Genomic DNA, 17,098 nt, shown 5'->3' on the forward strand with positions numbered 1-17,098 from the left:
TAGCTGATTTTTGGGTAATTGGTCACCCTTTTGCGAATGCGACCTAAAAGTGGTACAAAACCGCGACCGCTGTTCCACGACGGCGAAAGCTCCGTCGCACTTGAATTTATTGAAGCGTTCAAGATACTGCTATTGAACAATGCCAGTCGCGTGCTGGGGATTTTTGAAGTTTCCAAAAGTGGTATTTCAGGCGCAAGTGCTGATGTAAGGATCGTTTTTGCTGCTGCTTTGAAAGCAGAAGTAGCAAGGGGTAATCCTGGCATATAATCATCCTTCCGGGCAGCTCGTGCCGAGTGATGCTGATATGTATATTACCGAGAGTAGGAGCCGGAGAGTTACTGAATATCCGGGTTTTGGATCATCTGATCGTTGCTGCGGAAGGGTTTTGCTCGTTTTCGGACGAAGGACAGATGGGTTAGAACATCAAAAGTAAGTTTTGGTGAAGTGCATTTATATGCACTTCACCATTATACGAATGACCAACTTTTAATATTACCATTTTACAGGGTTTGAAATTTCACAATGCCCGTGTCCCGTAAGTCGAAATAGCTAATACTTGGATCTATGTACTGCAGTCGGATATGTGAAGACAGAACTCCTGATTTTCCGTCATAAGATAAATAAACCAATTTATTTTCTTGCTTGCTCCAGCCAGTAACGAGATCCACAAATACTCCTATAGCAGAGGAAGCCAATATTCCATTTGGCCAGACTACTTGTGGCATTCCTCCTACTGCCCCATATTTGGCTGCCTCGGCTGCAAGTTTTTCATCGTTCAGAAAGCCCATTGCCTTCATACAGGGCATACCAGGCATAGATAAAATTACTTGACCTGACATTGTAAAACCTTTTGCAGTCTGATGAACGTCCATTCCAATGTCAATGTAGGGTATTAAATATCGTCTGCACTCCGCCTCCAGTTGAGCTCGTGAGTAAAATGTGTCAACACCAGCAATGATAATATCGCATTTTTGAAGTTCTTCTGGGTTTTCTTGCCACTTCGAGCTTACGGCAATAATATTTGCATTAGGCAAAACACCCCTTATCATCCTTTCAGCAATCTTTGTTTTGCGAGAACTTTCATGTACATCCATTTTTGTTCCGCCCACAAGACGATTTAAATTTGAATTTTCGATACAGTCATCATCGAAAATGCATAAATTTTTTACTCCCAAATGTGCTAGCTGCTGTATCACATGTGAGCCTCCGCCCCCAAGTCCGACGACTCCAACTCGAATATTTTGGAAAACTAATGCAGAGTTTTCTCCCAAAAATGATTGTCTGTCAAAGCTATCGAACGTGTCAATTGTTTCAGTTTCGGGGAAACGCACTTTCAACGGATAGCCGATTACAGAAATGGACTGTGGTAATAACCAATCTAGCTGACCGGGTAACTTTACAGACGCGTAGAATGAATCTTTGCTCAGAATCAGGATGCCAGTCGCCTGATCCCCACAGACGTTTGAAAGACTCCCAACGACTCCTGGTAAACTATGTCTATCTATTTTGCTGGGACTCGGATCTCCGTTGTGATTGTGGAGATGAACGTGGAAGCCTCCCCAACTATGGTCCAAACATGTCTGCATGGCTGATCGTATGGCATTTGAATTTATGCTTGCACCAACTTTGTCGTCATCATTGTAATTGTCGTCAAGGACAGGCTCATAATCTTTAAAAGTAAGAATGGCAGTATCTCCGTCAATGTAGGATGTGGTTGAATAGCAAAAACCAACTCTTTCGAATGCATGTTTGTGAGGTCTTTCCAGGTCCGCCATAATGGTATTATAAAGAACCCTTGGAATTTTGATTTTAACTTTCGTAATAGTCATAAGTTTTTTAAAGCTTTTAAATGAATAATTAACATTTCCGCTAATCTGAGATTTGTTCCTGTCTGCCACGAGATTGCATACCAGTTTTGGCCAAGAGCCCGTAAGTTTCCATTCCAGTTTCTCTCTGGACCTCCAGTTATTTTAGCGCAAAAGAATAATCGAGAATTATATCCTTCCCTTGGTGCGGGACATAGCAGCGCATCTACCTCTGACGGTGAACAACCATCCGGAAGTTTTAAACTTTTCAGATGTAGATACTCATAACCTCCTTCACTAGCTCGGCTAATGAAGGGGGTTATTTGTTTCAATTCTGAAATCTGATCGTGTGGGAAATCCATCTCCATTACTATGACGATTGACCATCTCTTACATGACCAAAGAAAATCTCGCCACCTACAATCTCAATTTCTGCATCATCAGCTAGTGGAGTGAGTTTCTGATCGATCAATTGTTCCAGCTCCTCAGATAAATCAACATTTCCAACTTTTTTAATTTCAACCACAGTTCTTAGTCCAGGCATAATTGTTCGGAAATGATCGTTTACTTTAATTTCAACAAACTTTGTGGTGCTTTCCTTTGAATAAAAACTTTCAATTGCCGGGCGGGCTAAGTCCACTATCGTGCTGTCATCTATTAATTCATCTTTCCACGGCTTCTTAATGTTTAAGAAAATTTCATGGCCTATTGGGATTTGGCCTAATTCTCTTATTTGTGCTCCCGTTATATACTGTTCATACCATTTATACTCCCGGCTATTGATGGTAAGAATCAAAATGTGTTTGAAGTAAAACCTTTCGATTCCAGGACGTGCAAGATTTACTTGATCATCCTCTTCTATAAGTTCGTCCTCCCACGGCTTTTTGATAGCCAGGAAAAGCTCAACTTCTCTCGAAGCTCCTGCAAGCTCTCGGACCTCTCTACCAGTGATATACTGATTTGGCCATTGGATCTTGTTCTCCTCAATTATCAGGAGAAGTTCTTTGCTGGCAGTTGAAAGGTCTGCCCCCTTTTGTGAATTATTCATGTTGTTAAAGTTATTTGACAGACAAACCTAGTCCAATTTGCTAAATATATCAAGCAAAATTCTAAATAAATATTTGATGTAATTAGCAAATAATTGATTTACAGTCAATTAACGTGCATTTTGCTTGATATAATTATCATAAAATTTAGAATTTGCATTTCATTTTTAGAATTACGAGCTTTGTTGAGCCAAAACCTTAAAGCTATGGACAAGACAGTAGGAAACATTTTAAAGGAGACTCGTGAACTCAAACGACTCACCTTGAGAGAAGTGGAAATCAAAAGTGGTATATCAAATGCGTATTTGAGTCAGCTCGAAAATGACAAGATCAAAAAGCCGTCGGCAAATACGCTGTACAAATTGTCGGAACTTTTGGAAATTGATTTTGACGACCTTATGGTTGCTGCCGGAATTGTTGAAAAAAAGAAGGAATCCAGTCGGTCACAAAACCAGTTTGCGTTTTCTGCGGATCAGGGTGTAACCGCAGAAGAGACAGAGGAATTACTTAGGTATCTAAAATTTATGCGCGCGAAGTAATGACGGACAAAAAGGCAAAAGAAATAGATAGGGTAGTTTTAGAAACGTTATCGGGCAGTAAGTCTTTGGGCGTATTCCCTACTCCTGTAGACAAAATTGTGAAATACGCAGATCTGCGTGTGAATTCGAGTGTAGATCTTAGTAGGATAACTGCTAATTTTTTTGCCACGTCGGATATGTATTTGAAACGAGGGCTCTCAAAAATAAGAGGCGTTCTAGATCGCAAGGAGAAAACCATTTATTTAGATTTACAACAGCTTGATGTAAAAAAAAGATTTGTTAAGCTACATGAGACTGGGCATGAGCTTTGCTCTTGGCAGGGGAGGCTCAGTGACTGTCTGGACTATGACGAGACGCTAGATCCTGAAATAAAAGATGAGTTTGAAGCAGAAGCAAATTACTTTGCTTCTGCTTCAATGTTTCAACAAGACATATTTAATGACAAAGTGGCTGAGCTGCCACTTGAATTAACATCGGCGATTCATCTTTCAAAGATTTTTGGATCATCCATTCACGCTGCTCTTAGAAGATATGTTGAGCAAAGTGCTAAGCGATGTGCTTTACTAGTTTTGAATATCGATCGTAGTGGGCGAGTTCCCCAATTTTCAGTAAGAAATTACTTTCAGTCTGAACGTTTTACGAAAGATCTGGGAATACTAAATTGGGGAATGGATTTTGACTTTTCGTCTCCTTTTGTACGGGATTACATGTCAAAGCGCAGATTAAATCAAAGTGAATTTAAAGCCGATATTGGTGACGAGCAAATTAATTGTAGCTATCATTACTTTTACAATGGCTATAACGTCTTTGTATTAATATTCCCGAAAGGTGAAGTTATAAAGTCAAGGACTAAAATTATCCTTCAATACTAGTAACACTATTAAATTTCTGTTTCTTTTGTAGCAGATTCTTTATTAAGTCGGTTAGGTATACTTCATTAAGTTCACTCAGTTCTTCTTTGAATTTTTCAATTTTAGCAAGTTTTTTTTCAGGGTACCCTTCAATTTCAAGTTGAATTGACAGGTGATGAAATTCAGAAAGGAGCTTTAACTTTTTATTTCTTATTTTACCCGCAATTCTACTGGATTCGTTGTACAATTCAACACCTTGCTCAATATTACCAGACTTGTACATTGACAGTCCCTTCGTTGCGAGATAAACAATTTTCTGTTCTTCATCCAGAGACTCTTGATGAATTTTATTAATCATCACTTTTGCATCATCTATATCTCCATTGTTTCCACGCTGGAGTAGAGAGAAGGCGAAATTATTCATTAGAGTAAAATTATTCGGCGTTGCCTTCAACCCTATCTTGCATAATTGAATTGCATCATCGTATCTCTCAAGAATTGAAGAGGCAATAAACGACCCGAAACAAGCGGGATCAATAGAAAAAGGCTGATCGATAAACCAGTTTAAAGTATTAGCCATGGTTTTTTCCCATTGTTGCGAATGGTAAAATTGATATGCACGGGCCTCGTGTATATTTGGAACCTTATCAAACGTATTCTCATTAACGTCCAAACTAACATGCTTTGTTGCCCAAACTGCCTGCGCAAGGGTATTGTCGTTAGGCCTAATTAAGGACTGGTTGAACAATTTACGTGAGTTCTTGGTGCTTCCGTTATGGAGCTCTACTGTTGCCAGTGCTGATAGCAACTCATTAAGGTCGAATGGCGAATAGTTCTTGGAGTTGATTAATTCTTTCCCCTTTTTTATATTAAAAGAACTTTTATTTTGAAGCGATGATATTGCTATATCTGCACCAAGCAACCAAGGATCGACTTTGAATGCATCATTTGTTTTGAGTATTTGTTTGGCTTTGGCAAAATCACCTGTGTGAGAAAAAAAGCGAGAGGCAACTCTACTGACATACCTATTGTGTGGAGCTAATTGTGTACCTACTAATACACTACGCTCTGATGCATTTTCCTTTCCTATGATTAGATAGAGGCGAGCAAGCTCAATCCAGCTTATAGCATTACCCGGATTAGATGTTAAGCTTGATCGCAAATTATGTATTCTAGTACGGATAATATTGTCAATATCTGTAAGATTCTCCGATGGGTCAAAAGATGTATTTAATTCGTTAGTATTACTAATTCTACTAATTAGTAATTTTACAGGTTTACTTGTTATTTGGTCGTGATTAATCAAAAATTCCTCAATTTCATTTGAATGATCTAAATCATCCAGGACAAAAGATGAGTTTAAAAGTTCAAGTGCATTCTTTACGGTTCTTTCGATTTTCCAATCATAAATTTTTTTTAGGTGGAAACTAGATTTTAAATTCTCATTATTATCTCCATCGAATTTGCCGATTGACTTCAATTCTCCCAGGGCAACTGTTTGATTTAGATCTCGCCACCTTGGAATAACATTGCGCTTCTTGTCTTGCGGAACCCAGCCTGCCATTATATTTTATTTTTTGGTGATTCTAACTTCGTATTCACGTTGTAATCGATCAAATATCGTAATGTATCGTTCAAGACTGATAGTAGTTCGTTTACTACTGATTGATTTTGGATGTCCACGCCTAGTAGGATCAGGATCGCATAACTGATAAATTATTACTGCTAAGTCTTCTGCAAGTTTACTATCATCTACCTGCTCTTTGAAATAGTCAATGGACTGTTCCAGAGCGACGTAAAGATATGGCAAGACTTCTCTATAAGTCTGGGTCCAATTATTCCAATTATGCTGTGGAGCAATGTACATTTTTATCAAACTAGTCATGCTTAATTGTGTGTAAAGAAAAACGATCATACTTCCCAATTGATAGGCGTCACTCGCAATTCTCCTAAAGACCCAATCCGCTTGAACAGACTTATATTGCGCTTCTGGCGGCGCGTAGGATAAATCGCCTGCAAACATCATCACTTCATAGGGCGTTTGTTGTCCTCTTAAATCAGCACGGCCCAAATCTCCCAGCTTATGTGGACTTCTATCAATGACCAGAACATTGGAGGGTTTGAGATCTTGATGAGCTATGCCGTTGTTATGTAATTGAAAAAGAGCTGACGATACGCTATGCAGAATCTTTAGGTTAAGTAGATGGTCTAGTTGTTTTGAGAAGTCTAATTGCTCATAGATGTCGCCGGCAGCGAGTTCCATTACGAAGTAGGGGACGGGAATGGAAGAGCCTTGCGGTGCAGGAAGGTTTCCAGCATCAATAAGTGTGACTATTCGGCTTAGCCTTTTGCTGCGGCAGATCTCCAGCACATTTTGTTCAAAGTTGAACAAGCTGGTGAAAAAGGTTATGGCTTTAAGTGGATCTGGGGCATTCAGAGCTCCTGAGAAATCCAGAGCTTTGAGAAACGCTCTTTCTTGGGTAATTTCATTTTCAACATTGTAAGAATAGGAAAAAGTGCCTCCCGATCCATTCGGATGCCTTGTTCTCATCTCTTTCACAGTCCAACCTCCACCAAGCATTTTTCCTTCCAGATACTTAGCTGGGTTTTTTTGTTCGTTAGTCATAAACGTAATGTTCAGTCAAATGGCTTCCATATTTCCCTTCATTCCACAAAGGATTAGACGTAACAGGGAATATTTATATCCTAAAGGTAAGGTGGGAACGAGAGTGTGCCAATATAAGCATTCGCAACTCGAAAAAATGTTCGTATGGATAGATAAAATAGAATTTTATTTGACCACTATAGACATCGTTGTAATATGATGAAGAGTATGACGATATTTTGTTGTGAGTCGGTGAACAATGTGCGACAATCCTTAATGCTTATTACCGCAATCGTTGAATAAATGTCCCTGTCTAAACAATAGCAAAAATCTATGAACTAACACTTGCTTTTAGTGCCACACGGTGTGAAATTGGGTAGCCTACTAAGTTGGCGTCGTTGAAGCACGCAGTTTTTGTCAACCAGTTTAGTTGGTAATCAATTGTTGTGAAGTATTGGTATTACAGCTAACGACTCGCCATTAATTTCTCGAGCCTTCCCATCATCTCATCCTTCTCCTTCAACATCCGCTCATACAAAGCAATCTTCTCCTCGTGAAGCTGAACAATCTTTTCAATGGGGTGTAAATGAATGGTACCGTAGTTGAAGGAATTGCCAATCGTATTTTCAGTGAAGGTATTGGAGATAATATTAATCGCTTGCTCCTCATCAAAATTCCGAATCGCCTCAGCCGGTATTTTCAAAATAGCCGCAACCTGCTCCAAAATGTCCGAATCGATCTTTTCTTTTTGTTCAAGTAGGGAGATTTTTTGCTGGTTCCAGTCTTCGCCAAGCGCAAACGCGAGCGCGTCTTGCTTTACGGACATCATCTCCCTGAATCTCTTCAAGTTACGGCCTTCGTGAATCTTCGGATTGGAGGTAGTATGTGCCATGTGGAAAGGGTGTTTGGTTAAAAAAAGCAATTTATAGAAATCTCCCGGGAAGTGCCCGGATATCTTACATGCATTGCAATGTATGTTACCGGGCGATTGTGTACGGTCTGAGCGACAAATGATTTTATTATGCAAACCTACGCTACCAATTGCAACGATTTTTTAAACGCTAGTGCCGACTCGATAGTAATCTTCGGGCACATTGCCGTACCATATTCATTTGCATTCTATCATTTGTACGCTGATCTTGCCAGCCGCTGGCAAGCCCCAACCTTTTTTCAAAATGACCGAGATAGAAATACTGGTAAATCAGACTTCGAATGCCTATGAATGGGTAAACAAGTTGCTCGCTGAAATTCCACTCGACAAGTGGGAAATCATTCCTGATGTGATCGAATCGAATGTTAACTGGCAAGTCGGACATCTGACCGTCAGCCATTACTTCCATTCCGTGATGGTCATCAAAGGGCATCAAATGGATATCCTGCAAAAGATCCCTATGAGGGAATACGGCGATTTGTTTACTGCGTCGGCCCCCAAATTGGCAGTTGGCCGAGCAACTCCGGAAACACTTTTGGCAAACCTGAAAATGATGCAGCAAAAGTCGATTGAGATCCTGCGATCTGTCTACATTTCTGAGCTGAACAGTCCGCTGGAGCCAACTCCTACACCACACCCCATCGCAAAAACGAAATTGGAGGCAATCGACTGGAACATTAAGCACACCATGTATCACTGCGGGCAGATCGGCATTCTGAGTCGGGTAGTTGAGAAACGTTTCGATTTTGGGCTGAGGCTAGGCCAGGAATAGTAGCTTCGTCCATCACGCAATATATGCTGGCGGGCTGGTGGCATACGTAGATGAGATCGTTGTCGACGCTTCAAGCAGATCCATGAAAATGGGATCACTATTAATGGATCGATTTGAACAAGTAAGTTTAGAAAAGGGCTGTCGCCTTGTTTCGCTGGCAACGTTTGGCGCAAAGGGCTTTTATGAAAAGCTGGGTTACGAAACTAAGGCAGGTTATTTTAAGAAGTATTTAGAGTATCCTCCCAATGACGAAGCATCATTTCAATCGTGAGATCCTGAAATTGACGTGTTCCCGGACACAGTTGAAATCAGAAAGTGAATATCCGGAATGGTTGCAAGTCCATTCGATATTCCGAACTGGTCCACGTTTTAATGAACTACGCAACCTGGGAATCTTCTGAAGCATTTGAGAAGTTTGTTAGGGAGCTGACGAGCATTTCAGAACTATCTAAAAAGCTCCGGGCATTCGGCCCAATACAAGACCGGGTAGATGAAATCGGTTTGGATTTGAATGATGGCTGTTGATTTAGGCTGAAATTTCAATCCTATCCAGGATTTCATGCAAAATGACCGCGTCATCAAAAGTAGGGGCGGTTTTTGTATTATTATTAATATCCGCTGCCAATCGCCGGTAGATCCCGGCTACATTCCTGACAACCGGATTTTCAGGTAAACCGTTATAAAATTCGGCAGGCAATATCAATTGTTTTAGTGCTTTTTCATCACCTCTCGCACCTCGAATGGTTAATGCAGTCAGCTGGCCGTGCCCAAGTGGTGCAGTTACCTGTAAATCTCCCTCGCTTCCGTTGATCTCCCACAAGAAATTGGTGGCCCTGGAAATTCCGCCCCTGTAATGTATTGTAATGGCAGCACCGCTTTTTAGTGTTCCTGCGACCATGATCTGATCTTCGCTGGTTTTGGGTTTTATTTCACCTGTATCCTTTATCTTGACCTCCTTATAGTTGCTGCTCATGCGTGCCGTAAGCTGATCGAATCCGCCTAAAACTTGGGTCAGACCAGCCAGGGTGTGGCCCAGGGGAATAGTCAGCATGGTTGCGCCGTTGTTTTTTTCATACAGGTAATAATCACCAGTTACCGCCTCGCCGCCCCAGCCGCCACCAGAACCTATCAGCGTAGTCGACAGTACTTTCCCTACATAACCCTCCCGGATTAAATGCGACAAATAAAGTATTTCCGGGGCAACCACCATTTGAGTTCCTACCACGGCGACCGCATTTTTACGCGAAGCGAGTTCTGCCAATTGTTTGGTCTCTTCCAATCCATTTCCAAGTGGGTGCTCGCAGTAAACGTGCTTACCTGCCTCCAGTGCCGCTTTTACCAGCTGAAAATGATAGGGAACTTTCACGGTGATCACCACAAGATCGATCAAATCTGATTGTACCAATGCTTCGGCATTCTCAAAAGCGTTTGGAATTTGTAATGCTGATGCCGCTTTCTTCGCACTATCGTACGTGGAGTTGGCCACGCCGGTTATTTCAAAATCATCTGAAAGTAATTTTAAAGCGGGAACATGTGCTTTGGCTGCCCACTGACTGTCCGGATTCAGGCCTATAAAGCCCACTTTTATTTTAGGAGATTCCATTTTCGTCTTTAATTATTGTTTTGCAAAAATATCAGGCAAGCCATACATTCGCGTAGTATCTGTCCCAATGTATGGTACATACATTTCTGTAAGTATGACAAAGACCAAAGAGAGTTCTTCCAATAGCATTAACCGTCATTTTCTGTCTGATTGCAACGTGACCTACGCTACCCAACTGATTGGCGGCAGATGGAAACTGCCGATCCTGATGCGTCTGGAAACAGGGAAAAAGAGATTTGGGGAGTTAAAAAAAATAATTCCCAATATCACCGAAAGAATGCTCACCCTTCAGCTTCGGGAATTGGAGCGCGACGGAGTCATCACAAGGACCGTTTTCCCGGAAGTGCCCCCGCGAGTGGAATACGAATTAACCGACATCGGAAAAGAACTGATCCCGGTTTGCCTGATGCTGCACCGCTGGGGCGCAAAACACAAGCTTCTACACTTGGGAAAGGAGTCTACTTTGCTATAGACTGGGGAGGTATTGGAGGATGAGTTGATTGGGGTTAGGGCGGGTTAATTATATCTCAGTTTACAGAATAGCTGCCCATATGTTTTTAAGATCGCGAATGGAAGTCACTCTTCCAGCCTTCACAATGCCTCTAATTCTTTTTTAATAGATTTTTTTAGTTGAGTTAAATCTTCAAAGTATGTCAGATGGGTAGTCCTATCGATTCGATTACTTTGAAATATATTGACGATAGTGTATTGCCGGTACTCGTATTTAGTTGATTCTAAGAAGCCTCTTCTCCCGCTCAATCTCCGCAATCAACTCTTCCTCGGTCGGCAGATAAAGCATATACTTAGTCGCAAACAGCTGCTTGCTATCATTTAAAATACTATACTTCACAACCGTTTCGTCTTTTTCAGTACAAAGAATAATTCCAATTGTAGGATTGTCATCATCTTGTTTTTTAAGATCATCAAACATTCGAATGTACATATCCATTTGCCCGGTATCCTGATGTGTTAGTTTGCCCGTTTTTAAATCAAAGAGAACAAAACATTTAAGGAGGTAATTGTAGAAAACCAGATCAATATAAAAATGACTTGTTTCCGTACTAATCCTGAATTGTCTTCCTACAAATGAAAAACCTTTTCCTAATTCGAGTAAAAATTGTTGCAAATTTCCGATTAACGCCTTTTCAATATCTTGTTCCAATGCGCTTACTGGTTCAGGGATATTCAGAAATTCAAAAACATAGGGATCTTTTATAAAATTCTCAGCGAGAGTTTTGTTGGATTCTTGATCGTGAATGGAGACGTCCAATTTGGTTTGAGAAGAAAGCAAACGCTGATAGTAAGAGGAATTGATATTGCGTTCCAATGTTCGCGTGCTCCACATTTGATCAGCACATTCTTTAAGATAGTAGGCCCTTGCTTCTGGGTTCTCTATTCTCATAATTAGCCGGTTGTGGCTCCACGATAATTTGCTACACACTGCGTAGCAAATTGTTTTGTCAGGATATGTAAGATAAAATTGTCTGAAATTTCGAATATTGGCATAAGAAAAACCCTTGCGTAATTCTGCTGTAAGCGCAATGGAAAGTGTTTTTAATATCGCCTCGCCATAGGTGGCTTTTTGCTCTCCATGCTGCTCTTCCTGTACTATACGCCTTCCCATTTTCCAATAGGCAATCACCATTTCGCTGTTTACTGCACTATAAGCTTTTTGCCGGGCCAGATGCAATATTTGTACAACATCTTGTATTAAAGATGTCGTTAGAGCGCCAGATTCATTCATCAGTGTGACGGTTTCGAAACATTCAATTTACAGTAGAGACTAGCGCAAATGGCTATTTCCCAATCAACCGTTCCAACCTCCCCATCATCTCATCCTTCTCCTTCAACATCCGCTCATAAAGCCCCATTTTATCATCGTGAAGCTTTTTCAATTCTTCAATCGGATTGATATTAAAAGTTGCGTAGATATTTACGCCGCTAGATTGGTCGTGGAATGTATTGGAAATGACATTAATCGCCTGCTCCTCATCAAAATTCCGAATAGCATCAGCGGGTATTTTCAAAATCGCCGCAACCTGCTCCAAAATGTCGGAATCGATCTTTTCTCTTTGTTCAAGTAGCGAAATCTTTTGCTGGTTCCAGTCTTCGCCGAGCTCGAACGCCAAATAATCTTGTTTGATTTGGAGCATCTCCCTGAATCTCTTTAAGTTACGACCTTCGTGGATCTTGGGATTGGAGGTAGTATGTGCCATGTGGAAAGGGTGTTTGATTTGAAAAAAGCAATTTATATAAATCTCCCGGGAACTGCTCGGATAAATTACGGGCCGCCCGCCTGGGGCTTTGCAATGCAGGTTACCGGGCGATTGTATTGGGGACAGGCCGCGGCAGTCGGTGCTTTGCGCAATGCCAAGGAGCATGACCCGGCACAGTAATTTCCGCATGGACATTCTAATGTGTAATCAAAACGAACTCGTCGGTGGCACTTAGGATCGTCCGGGAAATAACAACAAAACCAAATTCAGAAATGAACAATAAGCAGATATTGGAAACGGCCAATGCCGCAATAACGCAGGGCGACTACGAAGGATTCTTGGCGCACTGTACAGATGACACAGTATGGACATTTGTAGGCGAGCAGACTTTGGAGGGAAAAGAAGCTGTCAGACGGTATATGGCTGCGACTTTTCTGGAGCCGCCGAAATTTATGGTCAAAAACTTGATTGCAGAAGGAGACTTTGTAACCGCGCTCGGCGAAATCGACTTGAAGGATGCAGATGGAAAAGTGTCCAGATATACATATTGCGACGTTTGGCGATTTCGCGATGGTAAGATGGCCGAATTATCCGCTTTCGTGATCGAAAACACATCACCTGATGTTCGTCATTTAACAATGGATTAGCCTATGACCCCTCTTATCGAAAAGATACGATTAGTAGTCCCACTCAGTGACGCGGACATTACATTGATAAATACCTTGTTCCAGCCCTCGCTTCTCAAGAAGGGAGAGTATTTCGTACAGCAAGGTCAGGTTTGCCATCAGGTTGGATTTATTCACACGGGCCTGGTGCGTTACTTTGTCAATCAGGATGGGGACGAAAAGATTTACGACTTCGGTCTGGAAAATGATTTTGTCTGTGATTATGAGAGCTTTCTTTCTCAACAACCCTGTCGACGTGCTATTCAAGCCATTGAAGATTCAACATTATCTGTGATCTCCTCTGCCAACCTGCAACGTTTATTCGCCGAACTGACTTATGGTGAACGTTTTGGCCGGGTAGTGATTGAACAGATTTTTGTCCAAACGATAGGTCAGCTGGTTTCACTTTATACGGATTCTCCGGAGGCGCGCTACCAGGCATTTTTAGAGGATTATCCCAGCCTTGCGACCCGTATCACCCAATATCACATTGCATCTTACGTAGGCGTTAAACCCCAGTCATTAAGCCGTATCCGGGCACGCTGGGCGGGTAAGGACTATACCCGCATTTCTTCACCTGGGTGAATGCACGCGTGGCAGTTGCTGATCAATTTTGTGCTGTACTTAAACAAAATACATGATGACAACGCAACGCATTTCTGCACCTGTCAGGCTGATAAGCCTGCTCATTGGGCTCGGTCTACTTTTCATCGGAGGTCGTTTCTTGCTGGCCCCTGAAATTGCGGAAGCAGGATTTGGCCTTCATTTTCAGGAGCCTAACTACGCATTTCATTCCATCAAAGGCATCCGGGACATTTTCTCGGGATTGATCATTGTGCTGTTTGCCTGGCTCCACTACCGGAAACCCCTCTTGCTGACCTTGCTGGCAGGATCTATCATTCCCTTCGCCGATATGCTGATCGTGTGGCGTACGCCCGGCAGTAATCTGTGGGCCATGCTCATTCATGGCGGCACGGTTATCACGCTTTGGCTGATCTGTTATTTTTTGCGGGAGTCGGCGGCTGAAAAAGCGCGGGCCGGAGGAGCTATTTGAATTTTCGGCAGCGGGCAATGTCGTGAATTACTTGGTGCATGACCGGGTTTACCAAATCGGGCCGTAGGAGAACTATTGATGTTCACTATCCGTAATGACTGTTTCAAGCTGGGAGTGTTCTATTGTTATATTCACTGAACGTTTCCCTTGAGGCCGGGTCCGGTGGACGATGTTTTTGGGGATTGTAAAAAGTTGACCAGGAAGTAATTCAATGGTTTCCGTTTCAAGATCAATCAGTAAAACACCTTCAACGGTCATGAAAGTCTCGTCCGAATTGGGATGATAATGCCAGTGATAACTTTCGGTCATTACACTGAGCCTCACGACGTGGTCGTTCAACTCAGCTAAGGTGAAGTTTGCGTAGCTGTCTGTTACAGATCGGGAAATTTCGTTAATATCGATTTGGGTAAGTGGAGTTATTTTCATGAATGGTTTTTTGAAAAGGATTAAGTTTAGCAGTGAGGTACAAAATCCGCGCCTCAGACAAAAACATAGCGTATGTCATCGACAAATAAGATCGGACTTGGCGGCAGCTGTCACTGGTGCACCGAAGCAATATTTCAATCACTGAAAGGCGTGCGCCATGTCAGCCAGGGCTGGATCGCGTCTGATGACAGTCCGACCCGGTATTCCGAGGCTGTCGTGGTGGAATTTGACCCGGCCCAAATTTCCCTGCCAACACTGATCGAAATTCACCTGCATACCCATAGCTGTACGTCCGACCATTCCATGCGATCCAAATACCGATCTGCTGTTTATACATGCTCCGACGAACAGTTTTCCCGCGCAAACCAGGAGATTGAAAAGTTGCAGGCGGACTTTGATCAGAGGATTATTACTGAGGTGATCCCATTCGGAAGGTTTAAACTGAATGATGAAAAGTATCTGGACTATTATTCGAAAAATCCTGACAAGCCTTTCTGCAGGACGTTCATTGATCCCAAGTTGCAGATTTTGCTGACCAGGTTTTCTGATAAAGTCAATGACAGCAAATCTAAACACATCTCCCCTACCAGCCCTTTTTGATGAGCCCGCTCGGTGTTGCAGATTTTGCTAAGGAATATACTGGCGATTGTAACAGACACCTGGGTAGCACCACCACCGCCTTTTTCAACGAACCATGTATCAGGCATTATTTCTGACTGCTGACGTAGATCAGAAATTGCACTGCCGATCTGTAGCGGCCAAAATTTTTAGATCTCGCTACCAGGCCAGCCAGATTTGCCGGATATCGCATGAACATGGCCGAACATGAGACTGTCATCCCTTTGCAAAAGACATACCCTTATTTTTCAGCCATTAGTAACTTCATGGCTCCACTTATAAATCCATCTGTTTATTTGGGGTTATCTTTGGTTACTTGAGATAAAATAAGTCCTATGCCAAAACTAATTCCTTGTCGTGCCTGCAACCATCCCGTATCGGAGACGGCTGAATTTTGCCCCCATTGCGGTGAGAGAGAACCAAACCAAACAATTTTTAGGATTCAATCGATTTTTATCACTGCCGTCGTTTTCATCGGACTGATTTTTGTAATCTATCAATGCGTTTCCTAGCAATACATGAATTGACATACTTCTCGCTGACATGCGACGAACGGGTCCTACCAACCGATGCGCCAGTGCATTAACGAGAAACAGAAACCATCTGGAAAATCCGAATGGGCTTAAATCGATGCCGTTGGACAGTTGGTGAGAATAATGGGTTTAGTCTCTCGCAACCTGCGGTCGGCCTCACTGCTGCTGATTATTCTTACGGCACAATGGCCAGCTGTCCACGTATTTCCCCTCCCGGATACATGGGTGTATGCAGATTGGTATACAGATTATTGGTCTGCAATCCTGTAACCTGGGCATCTGTCAGTACCACTTCGTAAACAATCGGATTGGTAGTAACAGAGAGGAACGGGATGACAACCGGGCCGTTCGTACCCGCCGCGCCGGAATGAATGTGTCCGGCGACGGGTACAAGTCCCGTATAGCTGAGGCTGAACTTTAACACCTTAGTGTTGGGGTCAAATGTTCCAGTAAACTTTCCGCTTGCTTCTGTAGTGACTGCCGGGACTTCGTTTGTCCCTGATAAGGTCGCTTCTACTTTCTGAACTGTTGGTAGATCGTGATCGGCGCATCGTGAAGCAATAAGGGGTAATGAAAGCAGGAATAGTAAAGAAATTTTTTTCATCTTAGCCTGATCTGTTTGAAGTTGATTGTGAGACTTCCGGGTCGAATAGGTGTCACCTAAAACACTTCTAATCAGCCGCTTCTATTCCCTAAATATAATGTATTTATTGACCCGAGCGTACGTTCAAGGTACGCCTTATCATTTCTTTGTTAAGAAATACAGACAATCGGACTCGTTTCTCACATCGCAGACTGCATTACCAAGCATTGAGCAATGGAAGAGCAGTTGGCCGAAAACGGTTACATGATCGTGCGGCTGGATGCTTCCGGAAGAGGACCCATGATAACTTGAACACATTGCAGGCCGAAATCGACAAGTGGATCAAGTATTACAATTCAGAGCGGACCCATCATACCCCCGAGCCCCAATACACGCGCTCGAAAGAAGAACAAATACTATTTTTTCATAAATTATTATAAAAACTTGCTTTTCGTATTTTCTGCATATATTTTTGAGAAAGTTATGTTAGTGCGTTAAGTAACATGAAACTAAACTCTATTCGCTGGTTTGTTGTCGCAATGATTTTTACAGCCGCAGGTCTGAGCTTTTTAGACCGGCCGGTGCTTTCCATCGCGCTCAACAAAATCTGGAAAGAGGTTTCAGTTCGGTTTTGCTACTTATTCCTTTGACAAACAAGATTATACAGCCCTATCCTTGTCAGCCGATTTTGACTGTCTCAGGTTTGCGTTATCCCATAACCTTTGCGGATTTATTTATTTGATACACAAAATCAACCCATTGTTCGGAAAAAGAGACGAAAAATTGTAAACCGCTCCGTGAGTAGCGATCGCGGATTAAGCATTCATCTGTACAGTCCTAAAAAGCCTTAA

23 protein-coding genes are annotated in these 17,098 nt (G+C 42.2%); 13 read left to right on the forward strand and 10 right to left on the reverse strand.

Going from position 1 to position 17,098, the window contains the following annotated elements:
- Nucleotides 1–36 precede the first annotated feature (36 nt).
- A complete protein-coding gene (locus AC1XUF_RS28265; RefSeq protein WP_483345225.1) occupies nucleotides 37–267 on the forward strand; it encodes a JAB domain-containing protein in 231 nt (76 codons plus the stop codon).
- Nucleotides 268–296: 29 nt separating this feature from the next.
- Nucleotides 297–419 carry a JAB domain-containing protein gene (locus AC1XUF_RS28270; RefSeq protein ID WP_483345226.1) on the forward strand — a complete coding sequence of 41 codons (123 nt, stop codon included), beginning with the start codon at nucleotides 297–299 and terminating at the stop codon, nucleotides 417–419.
- 81 nt (nucleotides 420–500) lie between these two features.
- On the opposite strand, the gene AC1XUF_RS28275 is transcribed toward AC1XUF_RS28270, so the two are convergent.
- Both AC1XUF_RS28275 and AC1XUF_RS28280 read right to left on the reverse strand, forming a co-directional pair.
- Complete coding sequence (locus AC1XUF_RS28275) at nucleotides 501–1,898, reverse strand: HesA/MoeB/ThiF family protein (RefSeq protein WP_483345227.1); 1,398 nt, start codon at nucleotides 1,896–1,898, stop codon at nucleotides 501–503.
- A gap of 277 nt (nucleotides 1,899–2,175) precedes the next feature.
- Complete coding sequence (locus tag AC1XUF_RS28280) at nucleotides 2,176–2,853, reverse strand: multiubiquitin domain-containing protein (RefSeq protein WP_483345228.1); 678 nt, start codon at nucleotides 2,851–2,853, stop codon at nucleotides 2,176–2,178.
- A gap of 204 nt (nucleotides 2,854–3,057) precedes the next feature.
- On the opposite strand from AC1XUF_RS28280, the gene AC1XUF_RS28285 reads away from it, so the two are divergent.
- Together AC1XUF_RS28285 and AC1XUF_RS28290 are read left to right on the forward strand one after the other, a co-directional pair.
- Nucleotides 3,058–3,390 carry a helix-turn-helix domain-containing protein gene (locus AC1XUF_RS28285; RefSeq protein ID WP_483345229.1) on the forward strand — a complete coding sequence of 111 codons (333 nt, stop codon included), beginning with the start codon at nucleotides 3,058–3,060 and terminating at the stop codon, nucleotides 3,388–3,390.
- Nucleotides 3,390–4,262, forward strand: a complete 873-nt coding sequence (locus tag AC1XUF_RS28290) for an ImmA/IrrE family metallo-endopeptidase (RefSeq protein ID WP_483345230.1) — start codon at nucleotides 3,390–3,392, stop codon at nucleotides 4,260–4,262. The genes AC1XUF_RS28285 and AC1XUF_RS28290 overlap by 1 nt, the downstream gene beginning before the upstream one ends.
- On the opposite strand, the gene AC1XUF_RS28295 is transcribed toward AC1XUF_RS28290, so the two are convergent.
- The 3 genes from AC1XUF_RS28295 to AC1XUF_RS28305 all read right to left on the reverse strand — a co-directional run bounded on the left by AC1XUF_RS28295 (nucleotide 4,246) and on the right by AC1XUF_RS28305 (nucleotide 7,738).
- A complete protein-coding gene (locus AC1XUF_RS28295; RefSeq protein WP_483345231.1) occupies nucleotides 4,246–5,805 on the reverse strand; it encodes a tetratricopeptide repeat protein in 1,560 nt (519 codons plus the stop codon). The genes AC1XUF_RS28290 and AC1XUF_RS28295 overlap by 17 nt on opposite strands.
- 6 nt (nucleotides 5,806–5,811) lie before the next feature.
- Complete coding sequence (locus AC1XUF_RS28300) at nucleotides 5,812–6,867, reverse strand: protein kinase domain-containing protein (protein ID WP_483345232.1); 1,056 nt, start codon at nucleotides 6,865–6,867, stop codon at nucleotides 5,812–5,814.
- A 445-nt stretch (nucleotides 6,868–7,312) separates the two neighbouring features.
- Complete coding sequence (locus tag AC1XUF_RS28305) at nucleotides 7,313–7,738, reverse strand: XRE family transcriptional regulator (protein ID WP_483345233.1); 426 nt, start codon at nucleotides 7,736–7,738, stop codon at nucleotides 7,313–7,315.
- A gap of 283 nt (nucleotides 7,739–8,021) precedes the next feature.
- Here AC1XUF_RS28305 and AC1XUF_RS28310 point away from each other — a divergent pair, with 283 nt between their 5' ends.
- Both AC1XUF_RS28310 and AC1XUF_RS28315 read left to right on the forward strand, forming a co-directional pair.
- Nucleotides 8,022–8,549: a DinB family protein gene (locus AC1XUF_RS28310; RefSeq protein WP_483345234.1), complete on the forward strand. Its 528-nt coding sequence runs from the start codon at nucleotides 8,022–8,024 to the stop codon at nucleotides 8,547–8,549.
- Nucleotides 8,550–8,586: 37 nt separating this feature from the next.
- On the forward strand, nucleotides 8,587–8,820 hold the full coding sequence (locus AC1XUF_RS28315) for a GNAT family N-acetyltransferase (RefSeq protein ID WP_483345235.1): 234 nt from the start codon (nucleotides 8,587–8,589) through the stop codon (nucleotides 8,818–8,820).
- 255 nt (nucleotides 8,821–9,075) lie between these two features.
- Here the strand turns inward: AC1XUF_RS28315 and AC1XUF_RS28320 are convergent, their stop codons facing one another.
- Nucleotides 9,076–10,152, reverse strand: a complete 1,077-nt coding sequence (locus tag AC1XUF_RS28320) for a Gfo/Idh/MocA family protein (RefSeq protein WP_483345236.1) — start codon at nucleotides 10,150–10,152, stop codon at nucleotides 9,076–9,078.
- 94 nt (nucleotides 10,153–10,246) lie between these two features.
- Between AC1XUF_RS28320 and AC1XUF_RS28325 the strand changes: the two genes are divergently transcribed.
- On the forward strand, nucleotides 10,247–10,624 hold the full coding sequence (locus tag AC1XUF_RS28325; RefSeq protein WP_483345237.1) for a winged helix-turn-helix transcriptional regulator: 378 nt from the start codon (nucleotides 10,247–10,249) through the stop codon (nucleotides 10,622–10,624).
- A 252-nt stretch (nucleotides 10,625–10,876) separates the two neighbouring features.
- Here the strand turns inward: AC1XUF_RS28325 and AC1XUF_RS28330 are convergent, their stop codons facing one another.
- Together AC1XUF_RS28330 and AC1XUF_RS28335 are read right to left on the reverse strand one after the other, a co-directional pair.
- Nucleotides 10,877–11,896, reverse strand: a complete 1,020-nt coding sequence (locus tag AC1XUF_RS28330; RefSeq protein ID WP_483345238.1) for a PDDEXK nuclease domain-containing protein — start codon at nucleotides 11,894–11,896, stop codon at nucleotides 10,877–10,879.
- A gap of 52 nt (nucleotides 11,897–11,948) precedes the next feature.
- Nucleotides 11,949–12,368, reverse strand: coding sequence for a helix-turn-helix domain-containing protein (locus tag AC1XUF_RS28335; RefSeq protein WP_483345239.1), 420 nt, complete (start codon nucleotides 12,366–12,368; stop codon nucleotides 11,949–11,951).
- Nucleotides 12,369–12,640: 272 nt separating this feature from the next.
- Between AC1XUF_RS28335 and AC1XUF_RS28340 the strand changes: the two genes are divergently transcribed.
- From AC1XUF_RS28340 to AC1XUF_RS28350, 3 genes are read left to right on the forward strand one after another with little or no spacing between them, the layout of a single operon-like run.
- On the forward strand, nucleotides 12,641–13,015 hold the full coding sequence (locus tag AC1XUF_RS28340; protein WP_483345240.1) for a nuclear transport factor 2 family protein: 375 nt from the start codon (nucleotides 12,641–12,643) through the stop codon (nucleotides 13,013–13,015).
- Nucleotides 13,016–13,018: 3 nt separating this feature from the next.
- Nucleotides 13,019–13,618 (forward strand): Crp/Fnr family transcriptional regulator, encoded by a 600-nt coding sequence (locus AC1XUF_RS28345; RefSeq protein ID WP_483345241.1) that lies wholly within the window; start codon nucleotides 13,019–13,021, stop codon nucleotides 13,616–13,618.
- 52 nt (nucleotides 13,619–13,670) lie between these two features.
- Nucleotides 13,671–14,087 (forward strand): DUF4267 domain-containing protein, encoded by a 417-nt coding sequence (locus AC1XUF_RS28350; RefSeq protein WP_483345242.1) that lies wholly within the window; start codon nucleotides 13,671–13,673, stop codon nucleotides 14,085–14,087.
- Between the two features lie 72 nt (nucleotides 14,088–14,159).
- Here AC1XUF_RS28350 and AC1XUF_RS28355 read toward each other — a convergent pair whose 3' ends face one another.
- Entirely contained in the window at nucleotides 14,160–14,513 is a 354-nt protein-coding gene (locus tag AC1XUF_RS28355) for a cupin domain-containing protein (protein ID WP_483345243.1), read from the reverse strand.
- A gap of 72 nt (nucleotides 14,514–14,585) precedes the next feature.
- Between AC1XUF_RS28355 and AC1XUF_RS28360 the strand changes: the two genes are divergently transcribed.
- Both AC1XUF_RS28360 and AC1XUF_RS28365 read left to right on the forward strand, forming a co-directional pair.
- On the forward strand, nucleotides 14,586–15,113 hold the full coding sequence (locus AC1XUF_RS28360) for a peptide-methionine (S)-S-oxide reductase (protein ID WP_483345244.1): 528 nt from the start codon (nucleotides 14,586–14,588) through the stop codon (nucleotides 15,111–15,113).
- A gap of 353 nt (nucleotides 15,114–15,466) precedes the next feature.
- Nucleotides 15,467–15,643, forward strand: coding sequence for a zinc-ribbon domain-containing protein (locus AC1XUF_RS28365; protein ID WP_483345245.1), 177 nt, complete (start codon nucleotides 15,467–15,469; stop codon nucleotides 15,641–15,643).
- A 196-nt stretch (nucleotides 15,644–15,839) separates the two neighbouring features.
- Here AC1XUF_RS28365 and AC1XUF_RS28370 read toward each other — a convergent pair whose 3' ends face one another.
- Nucleotides 15,840–16,268, reverse strand: a complete 429-nt coding sequence (locus tag AC1XUF_RS28370; protein ID WP_483345246.1) for a CHRD domain-containing protein — start codon at nucleotides 16,266–16,268, stop codon at nucleotides 15,840–15,842.
- Nucleotides 16,269–16,474: 206 nt separating this feature from the next.
- Here AC1XUF_RS28370 and AC1XUF_RS28375 point away from each other — a divergent pair, with 206 nt between their 5' ends.
- The gene (locus AC1XUF_RS28375) at nucleotides 16,475–16,687 is read left to right on the forward strand and encodes an IS3 family transposase (RefSeq protein WP_483345247.1); all 213 of its coding nucleotides are present in this window, start codon (nucleotides 16,475–16,477) and stop codon (nucleotides 16,685–16,687) included.
- The last annotated feature ends 411 nt before the right edge of the window (nucleotides 16,688–17,098 follow it).

This window comes from Dyadobacter sp. HNCC25DJ185 (assembly GCF_056895195.1).

What these genes read in the sequence shown, in the direction of transcription:
- AC1XUF_RS28265 (WP_483345225.1), top strand. Translation starts at nt 37, where the DNA reads ATGCGACCTAAAAGTGGTACAAAACCGCGACCGCTGTTCCACGACGGC.
- AC1XUF_RS28270 (WP_483345226.1), top strand. Translation starts at nt 297, where the DNA reads ATGCTGATATGTATATTACCGAGAGTAGGAGCCGGAGAGTTACTGAAT.
- AC1XUF_RS28280 (WP_483345228.1), bottom strand. Translation starts at nt 2,853, where the DNA reads ATGAATAATTCACAAAAGGGGGCAGACCTTTCAACTGCCAGCAAAGAA.
- AC1XUF_RS28285 (WP_483345229.1), top strand. Translation starts at nt 3,058, where the DNA reads ATGGACAAGACAGTAGGAAACATTTTAAAGGAGACTCGTGAACTCAAA.
- AC1XUF_RS28290 (WP_483345230.1), top strand. Translation starts at nt 3,390, where the DNA reads ATGACGGACAAAAAGGCAAAAGAAATAGATAGGGTAGTTTTAGAAACG.
- AC1XUF_RS28295 (WP_483345231.1), bottom strand. Translation starts at nt 5,805, where the DNA reads ATGGCAGGCTGGGTTCCGCAAGACAAGAAGCGCAATGTTATTCCAAGG.
- AC1XUF_RS28300 (WP_483345232.1), bottom strand. Translation starts at nt 6,867, where the DNA reads ATGACTAACGAACAAAAAAACCCAGCTAAGTATCTGGAAGGAAAAATG.
- AC1XUF_RS28305 (WP_483345233.1), bottom strand. Translation starts at nt 7,738, where the DNA reads ATGGCACATACTACCTCCAATCCGAAGATTCACGAAGGCCGTAACTTG.
- AC1XUF_RS28310 (WP_483345234.1), top strand. Translation starts at nt 8,022, where the DNA reads ATGACCGAGATAGAAATACTGGTAAATCAGACTTCGAATGCCTATGAA.
- AC1XUF_RS28320 (WP_483345236.1), bottom strand. Translation starts at nt 10,152, where the DNA reads ATGGAATCTCCTAAAATAAAAGTGGGCTTTATAGGCCTGAATCCGGAC.
- AC1XUF_RS28325 (WP_483345237.1), top strand. Translation starts at nt 10,247, where the DNA reads ATGACAAAGACCAAAGAGAGTTCTTCCAATAGCATTAACCGTCATTTT.
- AC1XUF_RS28330 (WP_483345238.1), bottom strand. Translation starts at nt 11,896, where the DNA reads ATGAATGAATCTGGCGCTCTAACGACATCTTTAATACAAGATGTTGTA.
- AC1XUF_RS28335 (WP_483345239.1), bottom strand. Translation starts at nt 12,368, where the DNA reads ATGGCACATACTACCTCCAATCCCAAGATCCACGAAGGTCGTAACTTA.
- AC1XUF_RS28340 (WP_483345240.1), top strand. Translation starts at nt 12,641, where the DNA reads ATGAACAATAAGCAGATATTGGAAACGGCCAATGCCGCAATAACGCAG.
- AC1XUF_RS28345 (WP_483345241.1), top strand. Translation starts at nt 13,019, where the DNA reads ATGACCCCTCTTATCGAAAAGATACGATTAGTAGTCCCACTCAGTGAC.
- AC1XUF_RS28350 (WP_483345242.1), top strand. Translation starts at nt 13,671, where the DNA reads ATGATGACAACGCAACGCATTTCTGCACCTGTCAGGCTGATAAGCCTG.
- AC1XUF_RS28355 (WP_483345243.1), bottom strand. Translation starts at nt 14,513, where the DNA reads ATGAAAATAACTCCACTTACCCAAATCGATATTAACGAAATTTCCCGA.
- AC1XUF_RS28360 (WP_483345244.1), top strand. Translation starts at nt 14,586, where the DNA reads ATGTCATCGACAAATAAGATCGGACTTGGCGGCAGCTGTCACTGGTGC.
- AC1XUF_RS28365 (WP_483345245.1), top strand. Translation starts at nt 15,467, where the DNA reads ATGCCAAAACTAATTCCTTGTCGTGCCTGCAACCATCCCGTATCGGAG.
- AC1XUF_RS28370 (WP_483345246.1), bottom strand. Translation starts at nt 16,268, where the DNA reads ATGAAAAAAATTTCTTTACTATTCCTGCTTTCATTACCCCTTATTGCT.